The 24,554-nt window shown below is 53.5% G+C and carries 19 protein-coding genes; 10 read left to right on the top strand and 9 right to left on the bottom strand.

What is annotated here, in order from left to right; all coding sequences use genetic code 11:
• Positions 1-83 precede the first annotated feature (83 nt).
• Positions 84-542 carry a xanthine phosphoribosyltransferase gene (gpt, locus tag F3J40_RS18120; protein ID WP_017347986.1) on the bottom strand — a complete coding sequence of 153 codons (459 nt, stop codon included), beginning with the start codon at positions 540-542 and terminating at the stop codon, positions 84-86.
• Between the two features lie 252 nt (positions 543-794).
• Here gpt and pepD point away from each other — a divergent pair, with 252 nt between their 5' ends.
• The 5 genes from pepD to F3J40_RS18145 all read left to right on the top strand — a co-directional run bounded on the left by pepD (position 795) and on the right by F3J40_RS18145 (position 9,089).
• Entirely contained in the window at positions 795-2,252 is a 1,458-nt protein-coding gene (gene pepD, locus F3J40_RS18125) for a beta-Ala-His dipeptidase (RefSeq protein WP_167016796.1), read from the top strand.
• Between the two features lie 323 nt (positions 2,253-2,575).
• On the top strand, positions 2,576-4,081 hold the full coding sequence (locus F3J40_RS18130) for a sugar ABC transporter ATP-binding protein (protein ID WP_167016798.1): 1,506 nt from the start codon (positions 2,576-2,578) through the stop codon (positions 4,079-4,081).
• Complete coding sequence (locus tag F3J40_RS18135; protein WP_167016800.1) at positions 4,078-5,076, top strand: ABC transporter permease; 999 nt, start codon at positions 4,078-4,080, stop codon at positions 5,074-5,076. The genes F3J40_RS18130 and F3J40_RS18135 overlap by 4 nt, the downstream gene beginning before the upstream one ends.
• A gap of 24 nt (positions 5,077-5,100) precedes the next feature.
• Positions 5,101-6,171: a sugar ABC transporter substrate-binding protein gene (locus F3J40_RS18140; protein ID WP_167016802.1), complete on the top strand. Its 1,071-nt coding sequence runs from the start codon at positions 5,101-5,103 to the stop codon at positions 6,169-6,171.
• Between the two features lie 161 nt (positions 6,172-6,332).
• Positions 6,333-9,089 carry a hypothetical protein gene (locus F3J40_RS18145; RefSeq protein WP_167016804.1) on the top strand — a complete coding sequence of 919 codons (2,757 nt, stop codon included), beginning with the start codon at positions 6,333-6,335 and terminating at the stop codon, positions 9,087-9,089.
• Here the strand turns inward: F3J40_RS18145 and dinB are convergent.
• On the bottom strand, positions 9,040-10,095 hold the full coding sequence (dinB, locus tag F3J40_RS18150; protein ID WP_167016813.1) for a DNA polymerase IV: 1,056 nt from the start codon (positions 10,093-10,095) through the stop codon (positions 9,040-9,042). The genes F3J40_RS18145 and dinB overlap by 50 nt on opposite strands.
• A gap of 244 nt (positions 10,096-10,339) precedes the next feature.
• Here dinB and dpaA point away from each other — a divergent pair, with 244 nt between their 5' ends.
• Positions 10,340-11,080, top strand: a complete 741-nt coding sequence (gene dpaA / locus F3J40_RS18155) for a peptidoglycan meso-diaminopimelic acid protein amidase (protein WP_167016815.1) — start codon at positions 10,340-10,342, stop codon at positions 11,078-11,080.
• On the opposite strand, the gene F3J40_RS18160 is transcribed toward dpaA, so the two are convergent.
• Together F3J40_RS18160 and lpcA are read right to left on the bottom strand one after the other, a co-directional pair.
• Positions 11,051-11,818 (bottom strand): class II glutamine amidotransferase, encoded by a 768-nt coding sequence (locus F3J40_RS18160; protein WP_017347994.1) that lies wholly within the window; start codon positions 11,816-11,818, stop codon positions 11,051-11,053. The genes dpaA and F3J40_RS18160 overlap by 30 nt on opposite strands.
• Positions 11,819-11,906: 88 nt before the next feature.
• The gene (lpcA, locus tag F3J40_RS18165) at positions 11,907-12,485 is read right to left on the bottom strand and encodes a D-sedoheptulose 7-phosphate isomerase (protein WP_017347995.1); all 579 of its coding nucleotides are present in this window, start codon (positions 12,483-12,485) and stop codon (positions 11,907-11,909) included.
• A gap of 244 nt (positions 12,486-12,729) precedes the next feature.
• On the opposite strand from lpcA, the gene fadE reads away from it, so the two are divergent.
• On the top strand, positions 12,730-15,177 hold the full coding sequence (gene fadE / locus F3J40_RS18170; protein ID WP_167016817.1) for an acyl-CoA dehydrogenase FadE: 2,448 nt from the start codon (positions 12,730-12,732) through the stop codon (positions 15,175-15,177).
• A 45-nt stretch (positions 15,178-15,222) separates the two neighbouring features.
• Here fadE and mtnK read toward each other — a convergent pair whose 3' ends face one another.
• On the bottom strand, positions 15,223-16,422 hold the full coding sequence (gene mtnK / locus F3J40_RS18175) for an S-methyl-5-thioribose kinase (protein WP_167016819.1): 1,200 nt from the start codon (positions 16,420-16,422) through the stop codon (positions 15,223-15,225).
• Between the two features lie 105 nt (positions 16,423-16,527).
• Between mtnK and mtnA the strand changes: the two genes are divergently transcribed.
• A complete protein-coding gene (gene mtnA, locus F3J40_RS18180) occupies positions 16,528-17,547 on the top strand; it encodes an S-methyl-5-thioribose-1-phosphate isomerase (RefSeq protein WP_167016821.1) in 1,020 nt (339 codons plus the stop codon).
• Positions 17,548-18,313: 766 nt separating this feature from the next.
• On the opposite strand, the gene F3J40_RS18185 is transcribed toward mtnA, so the two are convergent.
• Genes F3J40_RS18185 through F3J40_RS18195 form a run of 3 tightly spaced genes read right to left on the bottom strand, consistent with a single transcriptional unit; the run spans position 18,314 to position 20,152 of the window.
• Positions 18,314-18,856 (bottom strand): 1,2-dihydroxy-3-keto-5-methylthiopentene dioxygenase, encoded by a 543-nt coding sequence (locus F3J40_RS18185; RefSeq protein ID WP_017347999.1) that lies wholly within the window; start codon positions 18,854-18,856, stop codon positions 18,314-18,316.
• Position 18,857: 1 nt separating this feature from the next.
• The gene (gene mtnC / locus F3J40_RS18190; protein ID WP_167016823.1) at positions 18,858-19,541 is read right to left on the bottom strand and encodes an acireductone synthase; all 684 of its coding nucleotides are present in this window, start codon (positions 19,539-19,541) and stop codon (positions 18,858-18,860) included.
• Positions 19,541-20,152 (bottom strand): methylthioribulose 1-phosphate dehydratase, encoded by a 612-nt coding sequence (locus F3J40_RS18195; protein ID WP_167016825.1) that lies wholly within the window; start codon positions 20,150-20,152, stop codon positions 19,541-19,543. Before F3J40_RS18195 ends, mtnC begins: the two co-directional genes overlap by 1 nt.
• Positions 20,153-20,284: 132 nt before the next feature.
• Between F3J40_RS18195 and F3J40_RS18200 the strand changes: the two genes are divergently transcribed.
• Positions 20,285-21,445 carry a pyridoxal phosphate-dependent aminotransferase gene (locus F3J40_RS18200; RefSeq protein ID WP_167016827.1) on the top strand — a complete coding sequence of 387 codons (1,161 nt, stop codon included), beginning with the start codon at positions 20,285-20,287 and terminating at the stop codon, positions 21,443-21,445.
• A complete protein-coding gene (locus F3J40_RS18205; RefSeq protein WP_167016829.1) occupies positions 21,433-22,203 on the top strand; it encodes an amidohydrolase in 771 nt (256 codons plus the stop codon). The genes F3J40_RS18200 and F3J40_RS18205 overlap by 13 nt, the downstream gene beginning before the upstream one ends.
• Positions 22,204-22,257: 54 nt before the next feature.
• On the opposite strand, the gene katG is transcribed toward F3J40_RS18205, so the two are convergent.
• Positions 22,258-24,456: a catalase/peroxidase HPI gene (gene katG / locus F3J40_RS18210; RefSeq protein ID WP_167016831.1), complete on the bottom strand. Its 2,199-nt coding sequence runs from the start codon at positions 24,454-24,456 to the stop codon at positions 22,258-22,260.
• Positions 24,457-24,554: the final 98 nt, after the last annotated feature.

Here is a 24,554-nt window from a genome sequence, read left to right on the forward strand (position 1 = left end):
CGGGCGGCTTAGCAGGGGGTCATTGTACGGTGCGGGCACTAAAAAGCACAACGCCCGACTAAGCGGGCGTTGTTACAGATCAATTAGCCTTTCACAATCGGCGGAATGTAGGCAACGCCCATATCCCACGGCTGTTCAATCCAGGTGTTTTGTGGAATATCCACAATGTAGTCATCCACTAACGGGCGGCCAGCAGGCTTGGCGAAAATGGTGACAAAATGGCCTTTTGGATACATTTCGCGGATCGCCTGAGCGGTGCCGCCTGTATCTACCAGGTCATCAATAACAATAAAGCCTTCGCCATCGCCTTCGGCGCGTTTCAGGACTTTCATTTCACGCTGGTGATCGTGATCGTAGCTTGAGATGCACACGGTATCAACATGGCGGATACCCAGTTCGCGCGCCAGCAGCGCAGCAGGTACCAGTCCGCCACGGCTTACCGCGATAATCCCTTTCCACTGTTCCACAGGTAGCAGGCGCTGAGCCAGTTTACGGGCATGAATTTGCAGCATGTCCCAGGTGACGACGTATTTTTCGCTCATAAAGGAATCCCGGCCAAACAGATTGGCTTAAAAAATGTGCAATGGGGAAAAGGTTGCGCGAGATTATAGAGATCTGTCGCACTAAAAACCAGCATACCGCATGCTGAGTGCGGGTTTTTAGCGCGAGCAGCTAAGCAAGTGCTGAAAAACAGTGATATTCTCAGCCCCATCACGTCAGATTCGCTGACGGCGATCTTTCACTGGAAACTAGCGTAGTGCCGACTTCCCGGCCCCTGACACAGGAGACTTGTCGTGTCTGAATTATCGCAACTCTCACCCCAACCGCTGTGGGATATTTTTGCCAAGGTGTGTTCCATCCCGCATCCCTCTTATCACGAAGAAGCGCTGGCCGAACATATTGTCGGCTGGGCAAAAGAGCAGGGTTTTTGGGTCGAACGCGATCAGGTGGGCAACATCCTGATCCGCAAGCCTGCCACACCAGGTATGGAAAAGCGCACTCCGGTCGCGTTGCAAGCGCACCTCGATATGGTGCCGCAGAAAAACAACGATACCGTCCATGACTTCACCAAAGATCCTATTCAGCCTTACGTTGATGGCGAATGGGTGAAAGCACGCGGAACAACGCTGGGTGCAGATAACGGCATTGGCCTGGCGTCTGCCCTCGCAGTGCTGGTGGCCGAAGGTGTGGTACACGGCCCGTTAGAAGTGCTGCTCACCATGACGGAAGAGTCTGGCATGGATGGCGCATTTGGCTTGCAGCCTGACTGGCTCCAGGCGGACGTGCTGATCAACACCGACTCTGAAGAAGAGGGCGAGATCTACATGGGCTGTGCGGGGGGGATCGATTTTATCTCTACCTTGCCACTGGCGCGTGAGGCCGTTCCGGCTGATTTTGATACGCTAAAACTGACGCTGAAAGGCCTGAAAGGCGGCCACTCTGGAGCGGAAATCCATCTGGGTCTGGGCAATGCTAACAAGCTGTTGGCACGCTTCCTCAGCCGTCACGCTGCGGAACTGGATGTACGCCTGATCGCCTTCAGCGGCGGTACGCTGCGTAACGCCATTCCTCGTGAAGCTTTCGCCACCCTGGCCGTTGCCCGCCACAAGCTGGATGCGCTGAAAGCCGCTGCGGCACACTTCCTGGCCACGCTGCAAAATGAGCTGGGCATTAAAGAGAAGAACATTGCTCTGGTGGCTGAAGAGCTGGCGCAGCAAGGCCCAGCACTGACAACAGATAGCCGTGACCGCTTCCTGAACCTGCTGAACAGCACGCCAAACGGTGTGATCCGCGATTCAGACGTAGCCAAAGGCGTGGTAGAGACCTCGCTGAACGTTGGCGTCGTGACCATGGATCAGGATAACGCCGAGATCATCTGTCTGATTCGTTCTCTGATCGATACCGGCAAAGATTACGTGGTGGAAACCCTGACCTCCCTCGGCCAGTTAGCCGGCGCGAAAACCGAACCGAAAGGCGGTTATCCGGGCTGGCAGCCAGACGCCGACTCCGCCATCATGGCGCTGACGCGTAAAACCTATCAGGCACTGTTTGGCAAAGAGCCAAACATTCAGGTGATTCACGCCGGTCTGGAGTGTGGTCTGTTCAAAAAGCCTTATCCAAATATGGATATGGTGTCGATTGGACCAACCATCACCGGACCGCATTCGCCGGATGAGCAAGTGCATATTGAAAGCGTTGGCCTCTACTGGCAGCTGCTGACTGCACTGCTGTCAGTGGTGCCAGAGAAGTAATTCACTGCGGTTTTCCGCGCTATACCTGTGCCAGCCTGCGTTTGCGGCTGGCATTTTTTATACCTGCTTACCCCTCTTTCACATACCAACGGTCACTTTGCCTTCCCCGCCTTACGCTTGAAACCCGCAATAATCTCCAGAAAAATCATAAAAACCAGCGAAAAATAGCGTACTTATATGCAGCACCAGTTTTAGCCACCTTTATAGCTGGACGTCCGGATGGCTAATAATCTTTTGTGCTAGCTTATGCACTTTCGTTTGTTGCTCGCATAGTCACTTCAGGAAAAAATGCGGCCAGTTGATTATTTTTGGGAGAGCGCTGCATGAGTGCCCTGAACCGCCTGGAGATGCGTAATATCTCCATTGCCTTTGGCGGATTCGCCGCACTCACTCAGGTCGATTTTGTCGCTGAAGGTTATTCCGTGCATGCGCTGACCGGTGCCAATGGTGCAGGGAAATCGACCCTGATGGCGGTCTTATCCGGCGCGCACAGCCACTACAGCGGAGAGATTTTGCTGGATGGTAAACCGGTTGTCATTCGCAGCCCGCGCGAGGCTAAACAGCTTGGCATTCATATTGTGCAGCAGGAGGTGGATGTCGCTTTAGTGCCGCAACTGAGCGTGGCGGAAAATATCCTGCTCGATCAGCTTGCAGAGCCGGGTCATACCTATAACTGGAGCCATCTGCGCCGCCAGGCACGGGAGTTACTGGCGCAGTTAGAGATCGACATCAATGTGAATCGTCTGGTGGAAAGCTGCTCTCTGGCGGAGAAACAGCAAATCCTGCTGGCGCGAGCGCTGTCACACCACTGCCGCTTCCTGATTCTGGATGAACCCACAGCCCCGCTCGATCAACATGAAAGCGAACGCCTGTTCAACGTGGTGCGGCGTTTACAGCAGAGCGGGATTGGCGTGATTTTTATCTCTCATCGCATTCACGAGTTAAAAGCCATCTGCGACTGCCTGACGGTATTGCGCGATGGGCGTCTGGTGGAAAGCGGCCCCATGGCCCAGCTCAGTGGCGAGCAGATCGTTGAGAAAATGCTCGGTCACGTATTGCAGGATATCTATCCCCCACGCCGTCCGCCCCATGATTCCACGCAGCTCCTGGCGGTTGAAGGGCTGCATGATGATCGACTGTTGCAGAACATCTCACTACGCCTGCATAAAGGCGAGATTCTTGGCATCGCAGGATTAGCCGGTGCGGGTAAAACCGAATTGTGTAAAGCGCTGTTTGGTGCCACGAAAAGCCGCCTGACGCGCGGAGCGTTGCACGGTAAGCCCTGGCGACCACAGTCACCTTATCATTCGGTTGCACAGGGAATGGCGCTGGTCCCCGAAGAGCGACGCAAAGAGGGCATCTTTATTGATGAATCGGTAACCATGAACCTCAGCGTCAGCGCGGATGACAGTTTCTCGCGCTGGAGCCTGTTCGGACAACGCAAAGCCTGGCGTTGGGCTGAAGAGATCATTCAACGCCTTAACGTCCGCACCACGGGTCCGGCACAGCATTTGCGCCGCCTGTCCGGGGGGAATCAACAGAAAGTCGCCATCGGTAAATGGTTGCGTAACAACGCCGACATCCTGATTTTTGATGAGCCAACCAAAGGCGTTGATATCAAAGCTAAAACGGACCTTTTTACGCTCATAGACGACCAGGCACGCCAGGGCAAAGGCGTTATTTATGCCTCCGGCGAGTTTGCTGAACTGGTCGGCTTGTGCGATCGCATCTGTGTGCTGTGGGACGGGCGCATCGTGGCAGAGCTGGATGCTCATGAGGCCACAGAAGAAACACTCTTGCTTTATTCCACCGGAGGAACCCCTGCGTGAGCAGCAAAGATATTTCCCTGACCCCGCAGCCGACGCTGCGCCATCAACTGTTCGACTTTCTCTACAAATGGGGGATGCTGCTAACGGTGGTTCTGCTGATTGCCGGTTTTGGTCTGGCGTCAGACAGTTTCCTCGATCCCAATAACATCATTAATATCCTGCGCTCGATTGCCATCGTCACCGTGATTGCCATTGGCGTATCGGTTTCGTTGGTGGTGGGAGGGTTTGATCTCTCCGTGGGCTCGACTGCTACGCTGGCGAACTCCATCGTTATCTCGCTGTTCGTCTGGTACGGCATGGGCACGACAGAAGCCATTGTTCTGACCCTGGCGCTCTGCGCACTGGTCGGCCTGGTTAATGCCTTCCTGATTGTGGTACTGCGTATTCCCGACATGCTGGCCACACTGGCCACGCTGTTTGTGATTCAGGGCGTCGCGATGACCTACAGCTTTGGCGGCTCCATCACTGAAAACATGGTGATGCCAAGTGGTGATATGGCGGAAGGCACGGTGCCCGCCTACTTTGGGCTGCTGGGACAAGTACCCACCATTGTGATCATCATGCTGGTGGTAACCGTTGTCGCTCAGCTTGCCCTTTCACTAACCAAACATGGCCGACGCATGTACGCACTGGGCGGCAATCCAGAAGCGGCTCGCCTGTCGGGTATTCGGACTACACGCTATCGCGTGCTGGCTTACGTCATCGCTTCGCTGCTGGCGGGGTTGGGTGGCATTTTACTGGCGTCACGTATCGGCTCTTCACAGGTCAATGCGGGAGCCGGTTATTTGATGGATGCGGTTGCGGCCGCCTGGATAGGATTCTCGCTTGCCGGTTCCGGCAAACCTAATGCGCTTGGCACCCTGGTTGGGGCGATATTACTGGGCGTTTTGCAAAACGGCCTGGTGATGCTCTCCGTCCCCTATTACGCCATGGATATCATCAAAGGCCTGGTGCTGGCTCTGGCCCTGGCAATGACTTATATGCAGCGTCGCTGACACACTCAATAACGGGAAAAAATCATGAAAAAAGTGGCCCTATCTCTGCTGGCTTTGAGCCTGCTGAATGTCTCAGCAGCATTTGCTGACACCACGGCAGCGGTCCCTGCCGCGATTGCGAATCATCAAGGTCCGATTCGCGTTGCGATTATTCGTAACCTCGGCTCCGACGACAACACCACGCAGTTCGTGGCCGGTGCCATTCAGCAAGGGCGCAAACTGGGCTTCAAGGTCAGCACATTTCTTAGCAACGGTGATGACGCGCGCTTCCAGGATTTTGTTAACCAGGCGATCAGTGAAAAGTATGATGCGATTATTCTGTCGCACGGCAAAGACCCCTACTCTACCGCGCTGGTAAAACGTATTGCGGATGCCGGGATCAAAGTCTCGGTTTTTGATACCCCAGTGAATACCCCGGTAGAGGGCGTTACCGTTACCGCACAGGATGATGCTTCTCTGGCGGATATCTCCCTGAATCAGATCGTTAAAGATTTCAACGGCAAAGCCAATATCGTCAAGCTGTGGGTCGCAGGCTTCCCGGCGATGGAACGTCGCCAGGTGGTGTACGAGAACGTCCTGAAAGCCAACCCTGGTATTCATCAGCTGGAATCCATTGGCGCAGTGTCTACCGATGTACAGGGTGACACAGCCAATAAAATCGGTGCGATCCTGGCGAAATACCCGAAAGGGAAAATTGATGCGATTTGGGGATCGTGGGATGCCTTTAGCCAGGGTGCCTATAAAGCGTTGCAGGAGAATGGCCGTACCGAAATCAAGCTGTACAGCATTGATGTCTCCAATCAGGATCTCCAGCTGATGCACCAGAAAAACAGCTCGTGGGTGCAGACAGTAGCGGTAGACCCTAAAACCATCGGCGCGGTGAATATGCGACTGGTGGCGGAGAAGCTGGGGGGCGAAACCACCCCAGCGACCTACCAGTTTAAAGCCGCAGCCATCGATCAGAAATTACTCAACAGCCAGCAAGGTGCGGTCAATATGGCCTCTTTGAGTAAAATCATCCCGGGTTGGGACAGTAATCAGGACTTTGTCGCCCCGTGGTTTGCGACCCTGGAAGCTAAATACGCAAAACACTGATTCCTGTTATCACCGTGAGGCCTTTCTGCAGAAAGGCTTCACTATCCTGCCCATGACGCCATGTACGAAAAAGCTGCACTGAAACAAAGACTGTGCCAGTTACGTTAATCAATTCAGTTTAATTACACTCTGAAACCCCACTGTTCAATCAGGAGTTCAGAATGCCATTTCAACTGGGACCGCTTTTTCCTGCCGTATCGACTGCTCGCCCAACCTCTAAGCCGCCAAATCCTAAGGCCCCAACCACTAAGCCCCCAACACCCGAAAAATTGCAGGAGCCATCTGGCCCAACCACCACTGTCTCACCATTTCGTTATCGCTATTGCGATGCATTATTAAACCCGACGCTGCCTCCACCCCGTTCTGATAATCGCACTCAGCTTCAGGAAGTCACTTTTTACATGCTGGAGGAGGCTCAGAATAAAAAAATGCAGGCTAACAGAGCGAAGTTGCAACATGCCGACAGTTTGACGCCCGAATACCTGAAAACGCTTAACGCAACCATGATCGATGCATTGCAGCGTAAAACGTGTATGCTAAACAGTGATTACGACTATGCCATTCATCGGCTTGAAAGTTTTACCCCAAGAGCCGTGTGGAAGACACCAGACTACGTAACAGCATGGCTGCATGAAGTGCTTACAGAAGATGAAGAATGGAACCCCGACACGGAAGTCCTGGTTAAAATAGAGCAGGCAGATCCTGATTTACCCCATTCGATGTATCCTTACAGTTTACAAGACATTTTCACCCCCGGATTTACCACTTGGGTAAAACATAATGTCGCCTGTACAACCCAGTTCACTCCCGGTGAAATTTCCGTACAGTGGCCAGAAGATACCCCATCGGTACTGATTAACACGCAGGAGAAAGGCATCCCCATCGCTTATCGTGCGCTTAATGAAAACTTAAAAAACCTGAGCCCGGAAACGCAGAAAGAAGTTATTCATGAAATATTTGAAACCCTGGCAGACAATGTAGAATTATTAAAAAAGCAGTTACTAAACATCGAAAAATTCGACCTCAATAGAGTGAGTGTACTGTCAGCGCAAACCTGGATAGATAAAAAAATCAAAGATACCGGCATGAAGTTTAATACGACCCTTGACCCAGAAGAGATGATCTCTGGCATCCTAAAAAAACGCGTCATTTCAACCGCATTGCTTAACCCAGCCAAACCGACCTATATCTATCGAAGAGAGAATCTGCGCCATATTTTAGGTCAGAATATGGCAGAAGGGGCGCTAATAGAAAACAGTCTGACTCAAACCATTACCTGTGAAAAAATATTCTGGCCACCACAGTTAAAAAAACAACCTAAACTGATAGATGAACTGACTAAAATTAATTTCGGTCGATCCTATGCTGATGACGTTACAACAATAAAAAAAGACAAAAAACAGCTGGCGTTTTATACTGATGTACAAAAGATATCAATATTGCAAACCATTCTCTCATGCTTAAAACTTAATAGCAGCATAACAAAACAAGATTTTTTAGTAATAAATAAATTCCTTAGTGGCGCTAACAATGCACAGGTTGTCAATATCGCCGCCCCCGGCGAAAGAGCGGGAATAAAACTCGCTGATATTATTGCCATGCCGATTAAAGAGACCAACAATGAAATTACTGCGCTCTTTTTTTCATTAAAAGACAAAAAAGATCCATTACTTAAGATAACCATTAATAAACATCGATATAATATTTCTGGCATGCAGAAGAAATGGATTCTGAATCATTTATCGCTTTATTATGAAAAGCTACCGGTACTTTATTATACAGAAAAAGCAGCCACGACCTTTACGGGTAGTGCCCCCTCCTCTCGGCAAAAAAACAGATTACAGCTCTCTTCTCAGGGATTTACGCTCGGGTCACTGTCATCCGAGTTGTTAAACCGACGTTTCGAACATACTCAATATAACATTGATACACTGATGCGTTCATATAATGAACGCATCGTCTCCTTGCTAACAAAATTAGGGCGAGAGCTTGCAGGTATGGCCGCTGTACCCTTGCTGGTACTGGGTGTCGTAGGCGCTCCTCATGTCATACTGGCTGGCGTCATCATTACATTAACCACCACTGTCGCACCACAAATGTTGAAGTTCATCACTGCGGATACCAATGTAAAACGAGAGAAGGCATTAGACGAAATTGCTGTAGCAGTGCTGATGGAAGGCGTGGGTTATGCCGCGGGTAAGCTGGCGGCCAAATTCTTTCGCAGTGCAAACAACGCGGTTGAGGCGATAAAAAATAATCCGGCACACCTGTCCAGCCCGGTGAAACTGTTACAGAACAGCGTCAAATCTTCGCTGAACATCCCCCGTAGTCTACTGAATCGCTCAATGTTAAGCCTGGAAAAAATTGATACATCAGAATTTATGGATGAGATCATTCTAAAAATCATGCGTTTTTTGCGGCGATTGAAACTGGACAAAGCTACCCATTCAGGAAGAGAGAGCCCGCTGGAAAACCTGCGACACCTGGAAGACTGGAGCGATTTTGATCTACAAAAAGCCTTTTTTTCGCCTTCTTCACCCCTGATCCCCCAAATAAAGGTGCAAGCCCCTTCCCGTGATACCTCACTCGCCAGCTCGATCAATGAAAATATCCTGAGCCCCAGCGCTACGTATATCGACCTCAACTCACCGGTTTATTCCGTTGCGCCCGCACTCAGAAGACTCTCGCACCAACTGATCCTCTTCCACACCTCTGATTCAGTGAAAATCAGTTCTTTTGCCGCTCGTGCCAGTGAAATTGGTTATTCCGCGGGGCTGAAACCGGTGCTGGAAAAAATTATCCGCCAGTTGATTACTGCTGGATTAAGAAACACGCGTCGGGACAAAGAAGCGCCAGAAAAAAATCAGCTTAGATTGCTAACAACAGCTGTCTCTCCAGATGTGATTCTACCAAAGTAACGTGCAAACCGACTAAGCGCACACCGCGCCCGCCTCTGCGTTCATCCCACGTTCGGCGGGCGACCTCAATCATGTCCTGCTTATTGAGGACTGGCCAGATGTGTTCCTGAGTGGTCTGCTGAAAATCGCTGAATTTTAACTTCACTCCCTGACGTGCTACCTGCTTATCAGGCCGGATCTGCGTCAGGCGGCGATCCAGTTCAGCATAGAGATAGTCGATAATACTCAGACAATCCTCCCAGTGATGAATATCCTCCGCCAGCGTGCGTTCAACCCCAAGGGACTTGCGTTCACGCTCGACCACCACATCACGATCGTCAGTGCCATTACTGCGCTCCCAAAGCACGCGGCCAAATTTACCAAAACGCTTCAGCAGCGTAGCCAGGTCGGCTTGCTGCACATCGCCACAGGTTTTTAACCCCATCTCCTCCAGCTTTTTTGCCGACACTTTGCCCACGCCTGGAATTTTTGCCAGTGGTAACGTCAGCAGAAAATCCGGCATCGCCTGGGGTGTAATGACATATTGTCCATTGGGCTTATTGAGATCGGAGGCAATTTTGGCGAGAAATTTCACCGGTGCCACCCCTGCCGAGGCGGTTAATCCGGTTTCACGATAGATTGTCGCGCGGATCTCCTCCGCGATACGCGTGGCCGACCCTTGGCAGTGTGGGCTGTCACTCACGTCGAGATAAGCTTCATCCAGTGAGAGAGGTTCAATAAAAGCGGTGTAGCGCTGGAAGATGTCGCGAATCTGTGCGGAAGCTTGTTTGTAGGCGTCATAGCGCCCTGGCAACAGGCGTAAATGCGGGCAGAGCTTTAATGCCATACCGGTGGGCATGGCGCTACGTACACCATATTTGCGTGCGGGATAGTTGGCGGTACTGATTACACCACGCCGCTCACGGCTGCCGCCAATCGCAATGGGAATATCACGCAATGAGGGATCATCGCGCATTTCTACCGCAGCAAAAAAGCAGTCCATATCGACGTGAATAATTTTACGCATACCCCCTCCAGCACTGGATAAGTATACAGTTAATCGACGAATCTGCAATCACCCCCCGCACAACGATGAATGTTTACAAAATTGTCGGCGTAATCCCGCCTTCTGGCAGGGAATTTCATCGGCGGCGGCTTGATAAAAAAATAAACAATGATAATGTTGCGCGGCGGATGCGGATATTTCCTATAACGCAGGCAGTGGCGCGCTCTGCGCATGGTTTTTACTATTATTCTAAGGTACACACAGCATGGGCAGAATCGCACTGATGTTTGCGATGATTCTGTTGCCAGCCCTCAGCATGGCAATGACTCCAGATGCGGTTCAAACGAACACGCCAGTGAGCAAAGAACTTAAACAGCAGTTACTGGGTACACCGGTTTATATTCAGATATTTAAGCAGGAGCGCGTGCTGGAACTGTACGGTAAAGTCGGCAGTCAGTACCGTCTGTTAGACACTTATCGCATCTGTAATTTCTCCGGCGGGCTCGGACCAAAGCGCCGCGAAGGGGACTTCAAAAGTCCGGAAGGTTTTTACAGCGTAAAACTCAATCAGTTAAAACCTGATAGCCATTACTATCGTGCGATTAACGTCGGCTTCCCCAATCAGTATGATCGGGATCACAATTACAGCGGTGCCTATCTGATGATCCACGGCGATTGCAAATCCATCGGCTGCTACGCGATGACCAACGCCTATATGGATGAGATCTTTACCTATGTGAATGCCGCACTGCGTAACGGTCAACCGGAAGTCAATATTGCTATCTATCCGTTCCACATGACAGACAGCAATATGAGAAATCATCGCGATTCGACGTACATCAGCTTCTGGCGTGAGCTACAGCCGGGCTATGCCTGGTTTGAAAAATATCACGTGCCGCCCAACGTTGCGGTTAGCAGTGGTCAGTATGTGATGAACAACAGCCCGGTGATTGTCGATCCCGCGGCCGCGTCCAAATCATTCCTGGCGCTCTCCAAGACAGAATAACGCCCACTCACCTGGCATAATCCGCTGCCAGGTTTCATTACTGGTCAGCGGCTGAGTGGCAATCACTGTCACCACATCCTGTGAAGAGGTGTGCCGCTGAAAATCAATCTCCACATCCTGATCCAGTAATCGTGCCTTGCCAAAAGGCGCGCGGCGGGTGATCCAGAACAGATTGGTGGAACAAAACGCCATCAGATAGCGGCCATCCGACAGCAGCATATTAAATACGCCCTTCTGTCGTAGCTCTGCGGCCAACTCACCAATATAACGAAACACCGCGGGCCACTGCCCTGGCGTGCGGGGATAACGCTCCGCCAGCTTATGTAAGATCCAGCAAAATGCCTTCTCACTGTCCGTTTCGCCTACCGGACGGAAGGTGCCCGTATCCAGCGTTTTGTACCCTTTCAACTGGCCGTTGTGGGCATAGGTCCAGTTACGGCCCCAAAGTTCGCGCGTGAAGGGATGGGTATTTTCCAGCGAGACTTCACCCCGGTTGGCCTGACGAATATGCGCCACCACCGAATGTGACTTAATCGGATATTCCTGCACCAGACGCGCAATGGGTGAATTGAAACTCGGGAGCGGATCTTTGAACGTCCGGCAGCCTTTGCCCTCGTAGAAGGTGATCCCCCAGCCATCTTTATGTGGCCCGGTGCCACCACCACGCTGTACCAGCCCGGTGAAACTAAAACAGATATCTGTCGGAACGTTGGCGCTCATTCCGAGCAATTCACACATAGCTTCTGCCTCATTCAAACATCTCCTGCCTGCGCAGGAGATAAAAGTGATTCTCGAATTGACTCACCAAACCCAGCCGCTGGCTGACTTATTTTGCCATCTCTTTTTCAATCAACAACATCAGGATGTGAATCACTTTAATGTGCACTTCCTGGATACGGTCAGCATAGCCAAAGTGCGGCACACGGATTTCAATGTCTGCGGTGCCTGCCATTTTTCCGCCGTCTTTCCCGGTCAGCGTAATGACTTTCATCCCCTGCGCACGTGCCGCTTCAATCGCTTTGATGATGTTTGCTGAGTTACCTGAAGTCGACAGACCCAGCAGCACATCACCGGAACGGCCAACGGCTTCAACATAGCGTGAGAACACATGGTCGTAGCCAAAATCATTACTGACGCAGGAGATATGGCTCACATCCGAGATAGCAATAGCGGGATAGCCAGGGCGGTTTTCGCGATAGCGACCCGTTAACTCCTCGGCAAAGTGCATAGCATCACAGTGAGATCCTCCGTTACCGCACGACAGCACTTTTCCGCCTGCTTTGAAGCTGTCTGCCAGCAATACTGCTGCACGCTGGATGGTATGGATATTTGCTTCATCGCTGAGGAAGTTGTTGAGCGTATCTGCTGCTTCATTGAGTTCAGCGCGAATGATGTCCTGGTACATAGGAGTTCCTTAGAGGGAAAGAGATAACCGCGCAATTTTAACCAAACGCGTCATGGGCGCAAAGCGATCATCCTGTTAAAGCGGGATTGCCCGGTGAAAAAAACAACTTTTCTACCCTGCTTTACCTGTTTTTGTGAAGTCAGTGGAAATTCATATCCACCATCATTGATCAATCTCGCTACCTGGACTAAACCTGCTCATAACAACAGGTCAGACCTCTTACCTATTAATGGAGCCGTTCACTATGCTGATTGCCTCAATTCTTCTGACGCTGGTGCTGATAAGCATCCTGTTTTATCACCGGGTTTCTCTGGTGATCAGCAGCCTGATTCTGTTAGCCTGGACCGTCACGATGTCACTGCTCTCTCTCTGGAGCCTGTGGATGCTAGTGCCGCTGGCTCTGGTGCTGGTTCCCCTGAATTTCACCCCACTGCGCCGCCAGTTTATTTCCGCGCCAATGCTCAAACGCTTCCAACAGGTGATGCCACCGATGTCGCGCACTGAAAAAGAGGCGCTGGAAGCAGGCACCACCTGGTGGGAAGGCGATCTGTTCCGGGGGAAACCGGACTGGCAGAAACTTCACAACTACCCACAGCCACGTTTAACGGAAGCGGAGCAGGCATTCCTTGATGGGCCAGTCGAAGAAGCCTGCCGTATGGCCAATGATTTCCAGATCACCCATGAGATGGCCGATCTCCCGCCGGCGCTGTGGGCCTATCTGAAGCAGCACCGTTTTTTCGCCATGATCATCAAGAAAGAGTACGGCGGACTGGAGTTTTCCGCCTATGCCCAGGCCCGCGTGTTGCAGAAACTCGCCGGGGTTTCAGGCATTCTGGCGATCACCGTGGGTGTGCCTAACTCCCTCGGCCCAGGCGAATTGCTACAGCATTACGGCACTGATGAGCAGAAAGACCATTATCTGCCCCGTCTGGCTCGTGGCGATGAGATCCCCTGCTTTGCTCTGACCAGCCCGGAGGCCGGTTCAGACGCGGGTGCCATCCCGGATACCGGCGTGGTCTGTATGGGCAACTGGCAGGGCGAGCAGGTGCTGGGCATGCGGCTGAACTGGAATAAGCGCTATATCACGCTGGCACCGATTGCCACCGTGTTAGGGCTGGCGTTCAAACTTTCTGACCCGGAGCATTTGCTGGGAGATAGCGATAATCTCGGCATCACCTGCGCATTGATCCCAACACACACCCCAGGCGTTGAGATTGGCAAACGCCATTTCCCGCTGAATGTGCCGTTCCAGAATGGCCCGACGCGAGGCAAAGATATTTTCGTGCCCATCGACTTCATCATCGGTGGCCCGGCGATGGCAGGTCAAGGCTGGCGCATGCTGGTTGAGTGCCTGTCCGTGGGCCGTGGGATTACGCTGCCTTCCAACTCTACCGGTGCCCTGAAAAGCGTGGCGATGGGCATCGGTGCCTACGCGCACATTCGCCGCCAGTTCAAAGTCTCTATTGGCAAGATGGAGGGGATTGAAGAGCCGCTGGCCCGCATTGCCGGTAATGCCTATGTGATGGATGCTGCGGCGACATTGATTACCACCGGAATTATGCAGGGAGAAAAACCGGCGGTGCTTTCTGCCATCGTAAAGTATCACTGCACCCACCGGAGCCAGCAGAGCATTATCGATGCGATGGATATCGCCGGGGGGAAAGGGATTATGCTCGGCAAGAGTAACTTCCTCGCCCGAGCTTATCAGGGTGCGCCTATCGCGATTACGGTAGAAGGCGCGAATATTTTGACCCGCAGTATGATTATTTTCGGCCAGGGTGCGATCCGCTGCCATCCTTATGTTCTGAGCGAAATGGCGGCAGCCGCTGAGCATGACGTCCCCGCGTTTGATCGCGCGCTGTTTAAACATATCGGCCATATTGGCAGTAATAAGGTGCGCAGCCTGTGGCTGGGCTTAACCGGCGGACGGACCAGCGCCAGCCCGGTGCAGGACGCCACCAAACGCTATTACCAGCAGATTAACCGTTTGAGTGCCAATCTCGCGTTGCTTTCTGATGTTTCAATGGCGGTGCTGGGTGGCAGCCTGAAACGGCGCGAGCGGCTTTCCGCCCGTCTGGGGGATGTGCTGAGCCAGTTGTATCTGGCCTCGGCGGCGCTGAAACGTTATGACGAAGAGGGACGCAATGAAGCCGATCTGCCGTTAGTTCACTGGAGCGTGCAAGATGCGCTGCATCAGGCTGAAGAAGCGATGGCCGATCTGCTGCGCAATTTTCCGAATCGCCTGATCGCGGGTTCGATGCAGTTGGTGATTTTCGCCGGAGGAAAACATTGCCCCGCCCCGTCCGACAGGCTTGACCATCAGTTGGCTAAGCTGTTGCAGTTGCCTTCAGCAACCCGAACCCGTCTGGGACGTGGCCAGTATTTGACGCCGTCTGAGCATAATCCGGTCGGGCAGTTGGAGCAGGCACTGAAAGATGTCATGGCAGCAGAGAGCATTCACGATCGGTTGAGCAAACACGCGAAGCAGCATTTTTCCTTTACCCGGCTGGATGAGCTGGCAGAGCGCGCGTTAAAAGAGGGGTGGATTACGGTGCAGGATGCTGAAATCCTGAAAAGAGCCGAGGTGAGCCGCCTGGCAGCGATCAATGTGGATGAATTTGCCGCAGATGCGCTGGCCGTTCCGGTGCCGGAGAAGACGAAACCGCAAAATCACACCGGTGAAGCGGCTTAATACCCTCAGGCCAGACGCAACGTCTGGCCTTTTTTCTGATGAGGATTACCCGGCCTGCCGTACACGCGCAATCAGCGCTTCTGCATCATCAATGTGTTCAGCCGCCAGTATCAACGTCCGTCCCAGGGTAATGGCGTGACGCAGGCACTCATGGCGCATCGCTTCGTCAGTGATATTTTTGATGTCCGCCACCTGAGAAATGCCCACGGTGCGGCGAATAATCTCTACGCCACAATAGCCGACAGTATCGGTCCATACCTGACGTAAAAACGCCTTTGCATAACCCGGATAGGCCAGCGCAAGGTCGGTGGTTTTACTGGCTGCCAGCGCGAGGAAGCGTTCAGCAAACGCCAACCACACGCCTTGAACTTCTTTCAGGCGCTGTTCACGCCCGTCCGCCGCTTCACGCGGAGACAGTAAGCCCGGCAGTGCACAGTAGTTGATGAGCAAGTTTGCCAGCGCCGTTCCAACATCAAAGCCAATCGGCCCGAAGAAGCCAAATTCAGCATCAATCGCTTTCAGGCTGCTTTCCGTGACGAAGATTGATCCGCTATGGATGTCGCCATGCAGCAGGGCTTCCGCATGTGCAAAGAAGTGATGTTTGAGTCCTGCTACCGCAATACGCAGTTCATCGTCAGTGCGCAGGCTGGCAACCAGGGGTTCAAGCGCCACCGGATAAGCATTGCGCTCATGCACAATGTAGGGTTCATTGAAGAACAGATCTTCGGTCATTTCGCACAGTTCCGGGTTGGTGAAACGCGCCACCTCGGCTTTTTTCGTGCGGGGATGCAGATAGAAATCAGACGTATGGAAGAGTGTCTGCGCGAGATATTCACCCAATTGTGCTGCCGCTTGTGGGTAGTAAACGCCTTTTACCAGCTCGCCACGCCAGATTTTGTGATCGGAGAGGTCTTCCATCACCATAACCGCCAGTTCTGCATCATAGTGCAGCACCTTGACCGTATGCTGTGGCGCATATTTGTAGTGTTCAATCAGCGTTTCAGCTTCCAGGCGCACCCGATCCAGCGTTAATGGCCAGGATTCTCCCACGCAGCGTACATAGGGCAGAGCCTGCTTAACAACGATACGGCTGACACCTTGCTGGTCGAAGATTTTAAATACCAGGTTGAGGTTGCCATCACCCACTTCCTCTGCACTGGTCAGTACAGAAGGATTGTCCAGTCCGCCAAATTGTTTCGCATATTCCACGGCATCAGCGGCGGTGAACGTACGGTATTGTGACATTGCCTGTTCCTCTGGTTTGATTTTAATAAGCCGTTCAGACGTCTATACTTCCGATGAGCATGTTGGCACAATAAACCCCATTCGCGCAATATGGATTTGATACCAATGCAGACACTTCGCACCACCAGTTTATGGGTTCGTGATAATCAGCTGTGGATCCTCGATCAGCAGGCTTTGCCTCAGCAGCAGAACTGGCTGCCCGCCCATGATGTGGCCCAGTTAGTCAGTCATATTCATGCTCTGCGCGTGCGCGGTGCGCCACTGATTGGCCTTTCGGCCTCATTGCTGTTAGCCCTGTTGGCCGGGCAAGGCCTGTCGCGCCAGCAGTTAGCCGAGTCGCTGGAGGTGTTGCGCGCCTCACGTCCTACCGCCGTAAACCTGATGAATAATCTGGATCGCATGAAGCTGGCGTTGGCTCAGTCTGATTTTGTGGCAGCAATGACGCAGGAAGCGTGGCGTTTGGTCGAGGAAGATAAGCAGTTATGCGAGGCGATTGCCACCGCAGGCAGTACGTTAGTCAAGCCCGGCAGCAAGCTGTTAACCCACTGTAATACCGGTGGTTTAGCCACTGCGGGTGTGGGGACTGCACTTGGCGTGATTGCCCGCGCGCATCAGCAAGGGAATGTCGTTAACGTGTGGGTAGATGAGACGCGCCCGCTGTTGCAAGGCGGCCGTTTAACCGCATGGGAGTTAGGCGAGTTGCAGGTGCCCTATCAGTTGATTACCGATTCCATGGCTGCCAGCCTGATGGCCGCAGGCGAAGTGGATGCGGTTTGGGTCGGTGCAGATCGTATTGCAGCGAATGGTGATGCAGCGAATAAGATCGGTACTTATAGTCTGGCGGTATTGGCCCACTATCACCAGATCCCGTTTTACGTTGCTGCGCCGCAAACCACGCTGGATCGCCACTGTCCGGAGGGGGCGGCGATTCCTATCGAGCAACGTGCTGCCAGCGAAGTGACCGGCGTTTCCGGGAGTTTCGGTAGCGTGCAGTGGGCACCGCAAAATGCCCGCGTGTTTAACCCGGCCTTTGATGTGACACCAGCAGCACTGATCAGCGGTTGGGTGCTGGACAGCGGCGTAGTCACACCAGAGCAGGTGAAAGCGGGAATTTTTCAGCCGTAAGGTTGAGGTCAAGGTCAAGGCAATCGTCTGTGAAACCGAGATACCTCGGCCTGTCAGGGGAATCGGGTTCAGTGCACTGCGACGTGGCTCGCTCCGATCCCCCTGCCCTCCGAAATCCGTAGCGTTGTTTTGCCTGAGAAAATATTGCCAGCAATCCTGTGCTAAAAGCGGCAAACCGCACGGGCCTCTGACAGCCGCATTGCAGCTACAGGGAAGATGATGGGGGGTATGACAGCAAATGCCTCTGGCACATGGATGTGCCAGCGGATCGTAGGGATACGGGGACCGAAGCAGTCATACCCCCCATTGTCTGACCTGCCACCTGAACCCACAGCGGCTTCTCAGCACACGCTTAAAAAGGTCAAAACACTCGCCTGTGAAACCGAGATGCCTCGGCCTGTCAGGGCAATCGGGCTGCGACGTGGCTCGCTCCGATTACCCTGCCCTCCGAAATCCATACGATGCTGTTGCCTGAAAGTAGGCCGTCTGGAAGATGAGTATTAAAACTCACCAAGGGCTCGGGCTTCTGACAGCCGCACTGCTGCTGTTGGGAAGATGGTGGGGGGTATGACAGCAAATGCCTCTGGCACATGGATGTGCCAGCGGATCGCAGGATGCAGGTTCCTTTGCAGTCATACCCCCCATTGTCTGACCTGCCACCTGAACCCACAGCAGCTTCTCAACATACAGTCAACAGGTACAGCCTGCTAAAGGAGTCTGGCTGCCGCCTGCATCCCCAGTGGCTTGCCAGTCATTACCCCCGATTTTACGCGAGGCGCGGATAGGCATCCGCAATATCGTCACCGGTAAAGTTGGCGATCCAACCTTCCTGGTTATCGAAAATACGGATGGCGGTGAAATGCGGCTGTGAACCCATATCAAACCAGTGCGGCGTCCCTTCTGGCACGGAAATCAGATCGTTCTTCTCACACAGCACCTGATAAATCTCATTGCCAATATGCAGACAAAACAGGCCAGCCCCTTCAACAAAGAAGCGCACTTCATCTTCGCTGTGGGTATGCTCATTCAGGAACTTCGTGCGCAGTACCTCTTTCTGTGGGTTATCCGCGCGCATGCTTAGCACATCCCAGCTCTGATAGCCCTTCTCTGCAACTAAACGATCGATAGCGTGCTGATAGGCTTTGATCACCGTCTCCGCATCCGGGTTATCCCCCAGGTCACGATCGGCTTCCCAGCGCTCGAAACGCACATTTTTGGCATTCAAACGCTGCTGAATCTCATTGGCATCGGTACTGTGCCACACCGGCTGGCTGGCTTCGGTATCAGAAAAAATCGTCAGTGCACTCATACTAAACGGACTCCGGGAAAATCTGGGCAAAATGGCTGACCTGGCGATGGCGACTCTGGGTGTCGGCTTCGCCACGAATTAACTGCACGCTATTCCAGCCTGCTGCACTGGCCGCATCCAGCTCCTGGTGAATATCAGATAAAAACAACAACTGTTCAGGCGGTACGCCAATCTGCGCGGCAATATTTTGATAAGCGCCGACTTCACGCTTCGTACCCACATGGGTATCGAAATAACCACTGAACAAACCAGTAATATCACCTGCATCACTGTAGCCAAATAACAATTTTTGCGCCGCCACCGAGCCTGAGGAATATACATATAAATCAATCCCCTGAGACTTCCACTGCTGCAAGGCCGGCAACACATCCGCATACAGATGGCCGCGAAAACTGCCCTTCTCGTACCCGGCACGCCAAATCATGCCCTGCAACGCCTTAAGCCCGGTCGACTTGCGATCTTCATCCATAAAGCCAAGTAAGATCTCTGTCAAACGCGCAAGGGAAGCCTCTGCTTCTCCCGCTTCAACCCGCACGGCTTCCAACGCAGCAGCGACCTCAGCGTCGTTGTGATGCTGCTCTATAAATCCCGCCAGGTGCTCACGTGCAAACGGGAACAACACGTTATGCACGAAACGAATATCGCTGGTGGTTCCTTCAATATCAGTCACAATTGCGCGAATCATCAGCCCTCCAGCAGGCGTCGTTGCACTTCACACTCAAATAAAAATTCCAGGCCTTCCAACTGACGACGCGCCTCAGCGACATCTCTTCCCCAGCAGGTCAAACCGTGGCCGCGCAGCAAAAAACCATACTTCAGCGGCTGATGACGCGCAGAGTCTTCAATCTCCGTCACTAACCGGGCAATGTTCTGATCGTTATCGAACACCGGAATCAACACCGTCGCCTCATGACTGGTCTGCCCACGCAGGGTTTTCTGCATCTCATAACCACTCAACGCCAGCGCTGCCCCCTTCTCAATGCGCGACAGCACCGTCGCATTCACGGTATGAATATGCAACACCGCCCCCGCTTCCGGGAACAGTCGGTAAATCAAGGTATGCAGGCCGGTTTCTGCCGAAGGCTGACGGCCAGAAGGGGCATGATTAGACGCAATGACCACGGGAATAAAATCATCCCCGGTCAGGCTGCCCTTATCTTTCCCGGACTCACTGAGCAAACAGTGGGTTTCGTCCTGACGGATGGACATATTTCCGCCGGTGGCTGGCGACCAACCTTTCTGACCAATCCAGTGGCAGGCAGCAATAAGCTGTTCGAGCTGAGAGGGGGTAGTCATCGGAATACAGGCCTCTAATCGGGTTGATTTAGACGTCTAAGCGTCTCGATTGCCAAATATTATCATCCTGTTTATAGTAGCAGCAACAGGGCTTTACTACGGACCGACATACGCGACAAAGGCTAAATAATAATGACGTTGCACAACCTGATTCCCGAAAGCAAGCTGCCACAACTCGGCACCACGATTTTCACCCAGATGAGTGCACTGGCGCAGCAGCACAACGCGATCAACTTGTCACAAGGCTTCCCGGATTTCGATGGTCCAGGCTATCTACAGGAACGCCTGGCGTTTCACGTGAGTCAGGGTGCTAACCAGTATGCCCCGATGACCGGAGCGCTGCCGCTGCGCGAAGCTATCGCAGAAAAAACCGCCGAACTGTATGGTCATCATCCCGATGTAAACAGTGACATCACCGTCACGGCGGGTGCCTCCGAAGCGCTCTATGCGGCCATCACTGCGCTGGTCAGGCCCGGCGATGAAGTCATCTGCTTCGATCCCAGCTACGACAGCTATGCCCCCGCCATCAAACTGGCCGGTGGCGTACTAAAAACCCTCACGCTACAGCCTCCTGCGTTCCAGGTTGACTGGCGCGAGTTCAGTGCGTTGTTATCAGAAAAAACCCGTCTGGTTATCCTCAATACGCCGCATAATCCTTCCGCTACGGTGTGGCAGCGCAGCGACTATGACGCGCTGTGGCAGGCTATCGCCAACCAGGAAACCTACGTATTGAGTGATGAGGTCTACGAACACATCTGTTTTGATGAGCGTGGACATGCCAGCGTGCTGGCACATGAGGCCCTACGCGCACGCGCGATTGCCGTCTCTTCCTTTGGCAAAACCTTCCATATGACCGGCTGGAAAGTGGGCTACTGCGTGGCACCTGCCGCGCTCAGCGCTGAAATCCGTAAAGTGCATCAGTACATCACCTTCTCGGTGAACACACCTGCCCAACTGGCGATCGCCGACATGCTGCGCCAGCATCCTGAGCACTACCGTGAACTGCCTGCGTTTTACCGTGCTAAGCGCGATCGCCTGATTCAGGGACTGGCGGGTAGCCGGTTCAAAGTGCTGCCCTGCGAAGGTACCTATTTCCTGCTGGCCGATTACAGCGCCATCTCCGATCTGGATGATGTCAGCTTCTGCCAGTGGCTGACGAAAGAGGCCGGCGTCGCGGCGATCCCCCTCTCGGTATTCTGCGCTGGCCCCTTCCCGCACAAGCTCATTCGCCTGTGCTTCGCTAAACAAGAAGCGACGCTTGACGCCGCTGCGGAACGTTTATGTCAACTCTAAAAGTCACCGTATTACAGGAAGTGCTGAGCTGGATGGATGGCGCAGCTAACCTACAGCATTTTGATCGGGTACTGGAGAATGTCACCGGGCGCGATCTGATTGTGCTGCCAGAAATGTTCACCACCGGCTTCGCGATGGAAGCGGCGCAGAGTTCGTTACCAGAAGCAGAAGTGATTGCCTGGCTACACGGCCACGCTGCGCGCCTCGATGCCTTGATCGGCGGAAGTGTGGCCATTCAAACGGAACAAGGGGCGGTCAATCGCTTCCTGCTGGTGGAACCCAACGGCCAGGTCCACAGCTACGATAAACGCCATCTGTTCCGTATGGGTGATGAACACCACCACTACCACGCGGGTCATGAGCGTATTGTCTTTGAGTGGCGCGGCTGCCGCATCCTGCCGCTGATCTGCTATGACCTGCGCTTCCCGGTGTTTGCCCGTAACCGTAATGACTACGACCTGGCGCTCTATGTGGCCAACTGGCCAAGTGCCCGTAGCCATCACTGGCAGGCTCTGCTCATGGCGCGTGCGATTGAAAATCAGGCTTACGTTGCGGGTGTAAACCGCGTAGGTACTGATGCCAAAGGCCTTGAGTACAGCGGTGACAGTCAGGTGATCTCCCCGCTGGGTGAAATTGTCGGCAGCGCAGCCCCAGGCCAGCCAGCACGGATCGATGCTGACCTGAGCCTGACAGAGCTACATGCCTATCGTGAGCGCTTCCCGGCATGGCGCGATGCGGATGATTTCACGCTCAACTGATCGCCACGCATAAAAAAGCCCGCTTCACAGCGGGCTGATTATTTTTAGCTTCGGTTACAGCAGGTCAAAGCGATCCAGCTCCATCACTTTGGTCCAGGCCGCCACGAAGTCATTCACAAACTTCTGCTGCGCATCGCTGCTGGCGTACACTTCAGCCAGGGCACGCAGAATGGCGTTGGAACCAAACACCAGATCGGCACGGGTTGCGCTGTACAGTACGCTGCCATCCAGGCGGCTGCGGCCCTCAAACAGCTCGACATTCCCCTCTTTCGCCAGCCACTGGGTGCGCATATCTAACAGATTGACGAAGAAGTCATTGCTCAAGACACCCACGCGATCGGTAAAGATGCCCTGCTCGCTGTCGTCAAAGTTAGCGCCCAACACGCGCAGGCCACCCACCAACACCGTCAGTTCAGGTGCGGTCAGCGTCAGCTGCTGTGCTTTATCCACCAGCAGGGTTTCGGTTGATGATCCCCCCTGGACGCGGCGATAGTTACGGAAACCATCTGCCAGCGGTTGCAGCAGATCAAACGCCTCAACATCGGTCTGATCCTGAGTCGCATCCACACGGCCTGGAGTAAATGGCACCTGCACACTCACGCCAGCCGCAGCGGCGGCTTGTTCAATACCCACAACACCGGCCAGCACAATCACATCTGCCAGTGAGGCTTTGCCAGAGGCTTGTTGCAGCTGCTGCAACGTCGCCACTACCGGTTTCACTTTCGCATTGACCGGCCAGTCGATTTGCGGAGCGAGTGCCAGACGTGCACCGTTGGCACCACCGCGTTTGTCACCGCCACGGTAAGTTGAGGCGGAGGCCCAGGCGACAGAAACCAGTTCACTCACGCTCAGACCTGAAGAGGCAATTGCCACTTTAAGGCTGTCGATATCCGCGCGGGTTGGCTGATGGATCGCCGCTGGCAGCGGGTCTTGCCACAGCAGATCTTCCTTTGGAATTTCCGGACCGATGTAACGTGCTTTTGGCCCCATATCGCGGTGAGTCAGTTTGAACCACGCACGCGCAAAGGCTTCATTAAACGCCTGAGGATCGTTGAGGAACCGACGCGAAATCTTCTCGAACTCAGGATCGAAACGCAGCGTCAGATCGGTCACCAACATGGTTGGCTTGCGTTTTTTCGCCGGATCAAACGGATCGGGGATAATATCGCCTGCATCCACGGCTTCAAACTGAATCGCACCCGCTGGGCTGTGTGTCTGTACCCACTCATATTTGAACAGGTTTTCGAAGAAGTAGTTACTCCACTGGGTCGGCGTCTGTGACCAGATCACTTCCAGACCTGAGGTAATGGCATCCGCCCCGGCACCGCTGCCATAGCTGCTCTGCCAACCCAGGCCTTGCGCTTCCAACGGTGCGGCTTCTGGGTCTGCCCCAACGTGACTGGCTGCACCCGCACCGTGGGTTTTACCCAGCGTATGTCCACCGGCAATCAGTGCCACGATCTCTTCATCGTTCATGCCCATGTTGCCAAAGGTCGCACGGATCGCAGGCGCGGCAGAAGCAGGATTACCACTGGCTTCCGGGCCTTCTGGGTTGACGTAGATCAGGCCCATTTCAGTGGCCCCGAGCGGTGCATTGGCAAGACTTTCAGGATGGCGATGCGCCAGCCACTCTTTCTCATCACCCCAGTTCACATCCAGGTCCGGTTCCCACACGTCTTCACGTCCGGCGGCAAAACCAAAGGTACGGAAGCCCGAATTCTCCAGCGCGACGTTACCCGCCAGAATATAGAGATCGGCCCAGGAAATTTTCTGGCCATATTTCTGTTTGATTGGCCACAGCAGACGGCGTGCTTTATCCAGACTGACGTTATCTGGCCATGAGTTCAGCGGAGCAAAACGCTGCTGTCCACGGCCAGAACCGCCACGGCCATCAATGGTGCGGTAAGTACCGGCGCTGTGCCACGCCATGCGAATGAACAGCCCAATGTAGCTGCCCCAGTCGGCTGGCCACCATGACTGTGAGTCGGTCAGGAGAGCTCGGATATCGCCTTTCAGCGCGGAGTAGTCGAGTTTGCTGAACTCCGTGCGGTAGTTGAAGTCCGCACCCAACGGGTTAGAGCGGTTTGAGTGTTGATTTAGCAGATCGATGCGCAGCGCATTAGGCCACCAGTCACTGCTGGTGGTGCCACCACCCGCGCTACGCGCTGGAGGGCTTTGTTCTTCTGACTGCCCATGATGAAAGGGGCATTTACCGGCTGCGGCAGTGTTGTTGTTATCGTTGGACGTGCTCATATCATACTCCGTTGGCTTCCAGTGAATGTCCCTACATTATCTACATCTTCTTTATGAAGATATTTGAATGAACCAACGGATTTGATAGACAATATCTT

Source organism: Candidatus Pantoea multigeneris (assembly GCF_011752615.1).
GTDB classification, from domain to species: domain Bacteria; phylum Pseudomonadota; class Gammaproteobacteria; order Enterobacterales; family Enterobacteriaceae; genus Pantoea; species Pantoea multigeneris.

Coding starts and splice junctions, on each gene's coding strand:
- dpaA (WP_167016815.1), top strand. CDS start 10,340: ATGGGCAGAATCGCACTGATGTTTGCGATGATTCTGTTGCCAGCCCTC.
- F3J40_RS18200 (WP_167016827.1), top strand. CDS start 20,285: ATGACGTTGCACAACCTGATTCCCGAAAGCAAGCTGCCACAACTCGGC.
- F3J40_RS18140 (WP_167016802.1), top strand. CDS start 5,101: ATGAAAAAAGTGGCCCTATCTCTGCTGGCTTTGAGCCTGCTGAATGTC.
- F3J40_RS18130 (WP_167016798.1), top strand. CDS start 2,576: ATGAGTGCCCTGAACCGCCTGGAGATGCGTAATATCTCCATTGCCTTT.
- mtnA (WP_167016821.1), top strand. CDS start 16,528: ATGCAGACACTTCGCACCACCAGTTTATGGGTTCGTGATAATCAGCTG.
- F3J40_RS18195 (WP_167016825.1), bottom strand. CDS start 20,152: ATGACTACCCCCTCTCAGCTCGAACAGCTTATTGCTGCCTGCCACTGG.
- lpcA (WP_017347995.1), bottom strand. CDS start 12,485: ATGTACCAGGACATCATTCGCGCTGAACTCAATGAAGCAGCAGATACG.
- F3J40_RS18205 (WP_167016829.1), top strand. CDS start 21,433: ATGTCAACTCTAAAAGTCACCGTATTACAGGAAGTGCTGAGCTGGATG.
- gpt (WP_017347986.1), bottom strand. CDS start 542: ATGAGCGAAAAATACGTCGTCACCTGGGACATGCTGCAAATTCATGCC.
- F3J40_RS18185 (WP_017347999.1), bottom strand. CDS start 18,856: ATGAGTGCACTGACGATTTTTTCTGATACCGAAGCCAGCCAGCCGGTG.
- katG (WP_167016831.1), bottom strand. CDS start 24,456: ATGAGCACGTCCAACGATAACAACAACACTGCCGCAGCCGGTAAATGC.
- fadE (WP_167016817.1), top strand. CDS start 12,730: ATGCTGATTGCCTCAATTCTTCTGACGCTGGTGCTGATAAGCATCCTG.
- dinB (WP_167016813.1), bottom strand. CDS start 10,095: ATGCGTAAAATTATTCACGTCGATATGGACTGCTTTTTTGCTGCGGTA.
- mtnC (WP_167016823.1), bottom strand. CDS start 19,541: ATGATTCGCGCAATTGTGACTGATATTGAAGGAACCACCAGCGATATT.
- mtnK (WP_167016819.1), bottom strand. CDS start 16,422: ATGTCACAATACCGTACGTTCACCGCCGCTGATGCCGTGGAATATGCG.
- F3J40_RS18145 (WP_167016804.1), top strand. CDS start 6,333: ATGCCATTTCAACTGGGACCGCTTTTTCCTGCCGTATCGACTGCTCGC.
- F3J40_RS18160 (WP_017347994.1), bottom strand. CDS start 11,818: ATGTGTGAATTGCTCGGAATGAGCGCCAACGTTCCGACAGATATCTGT.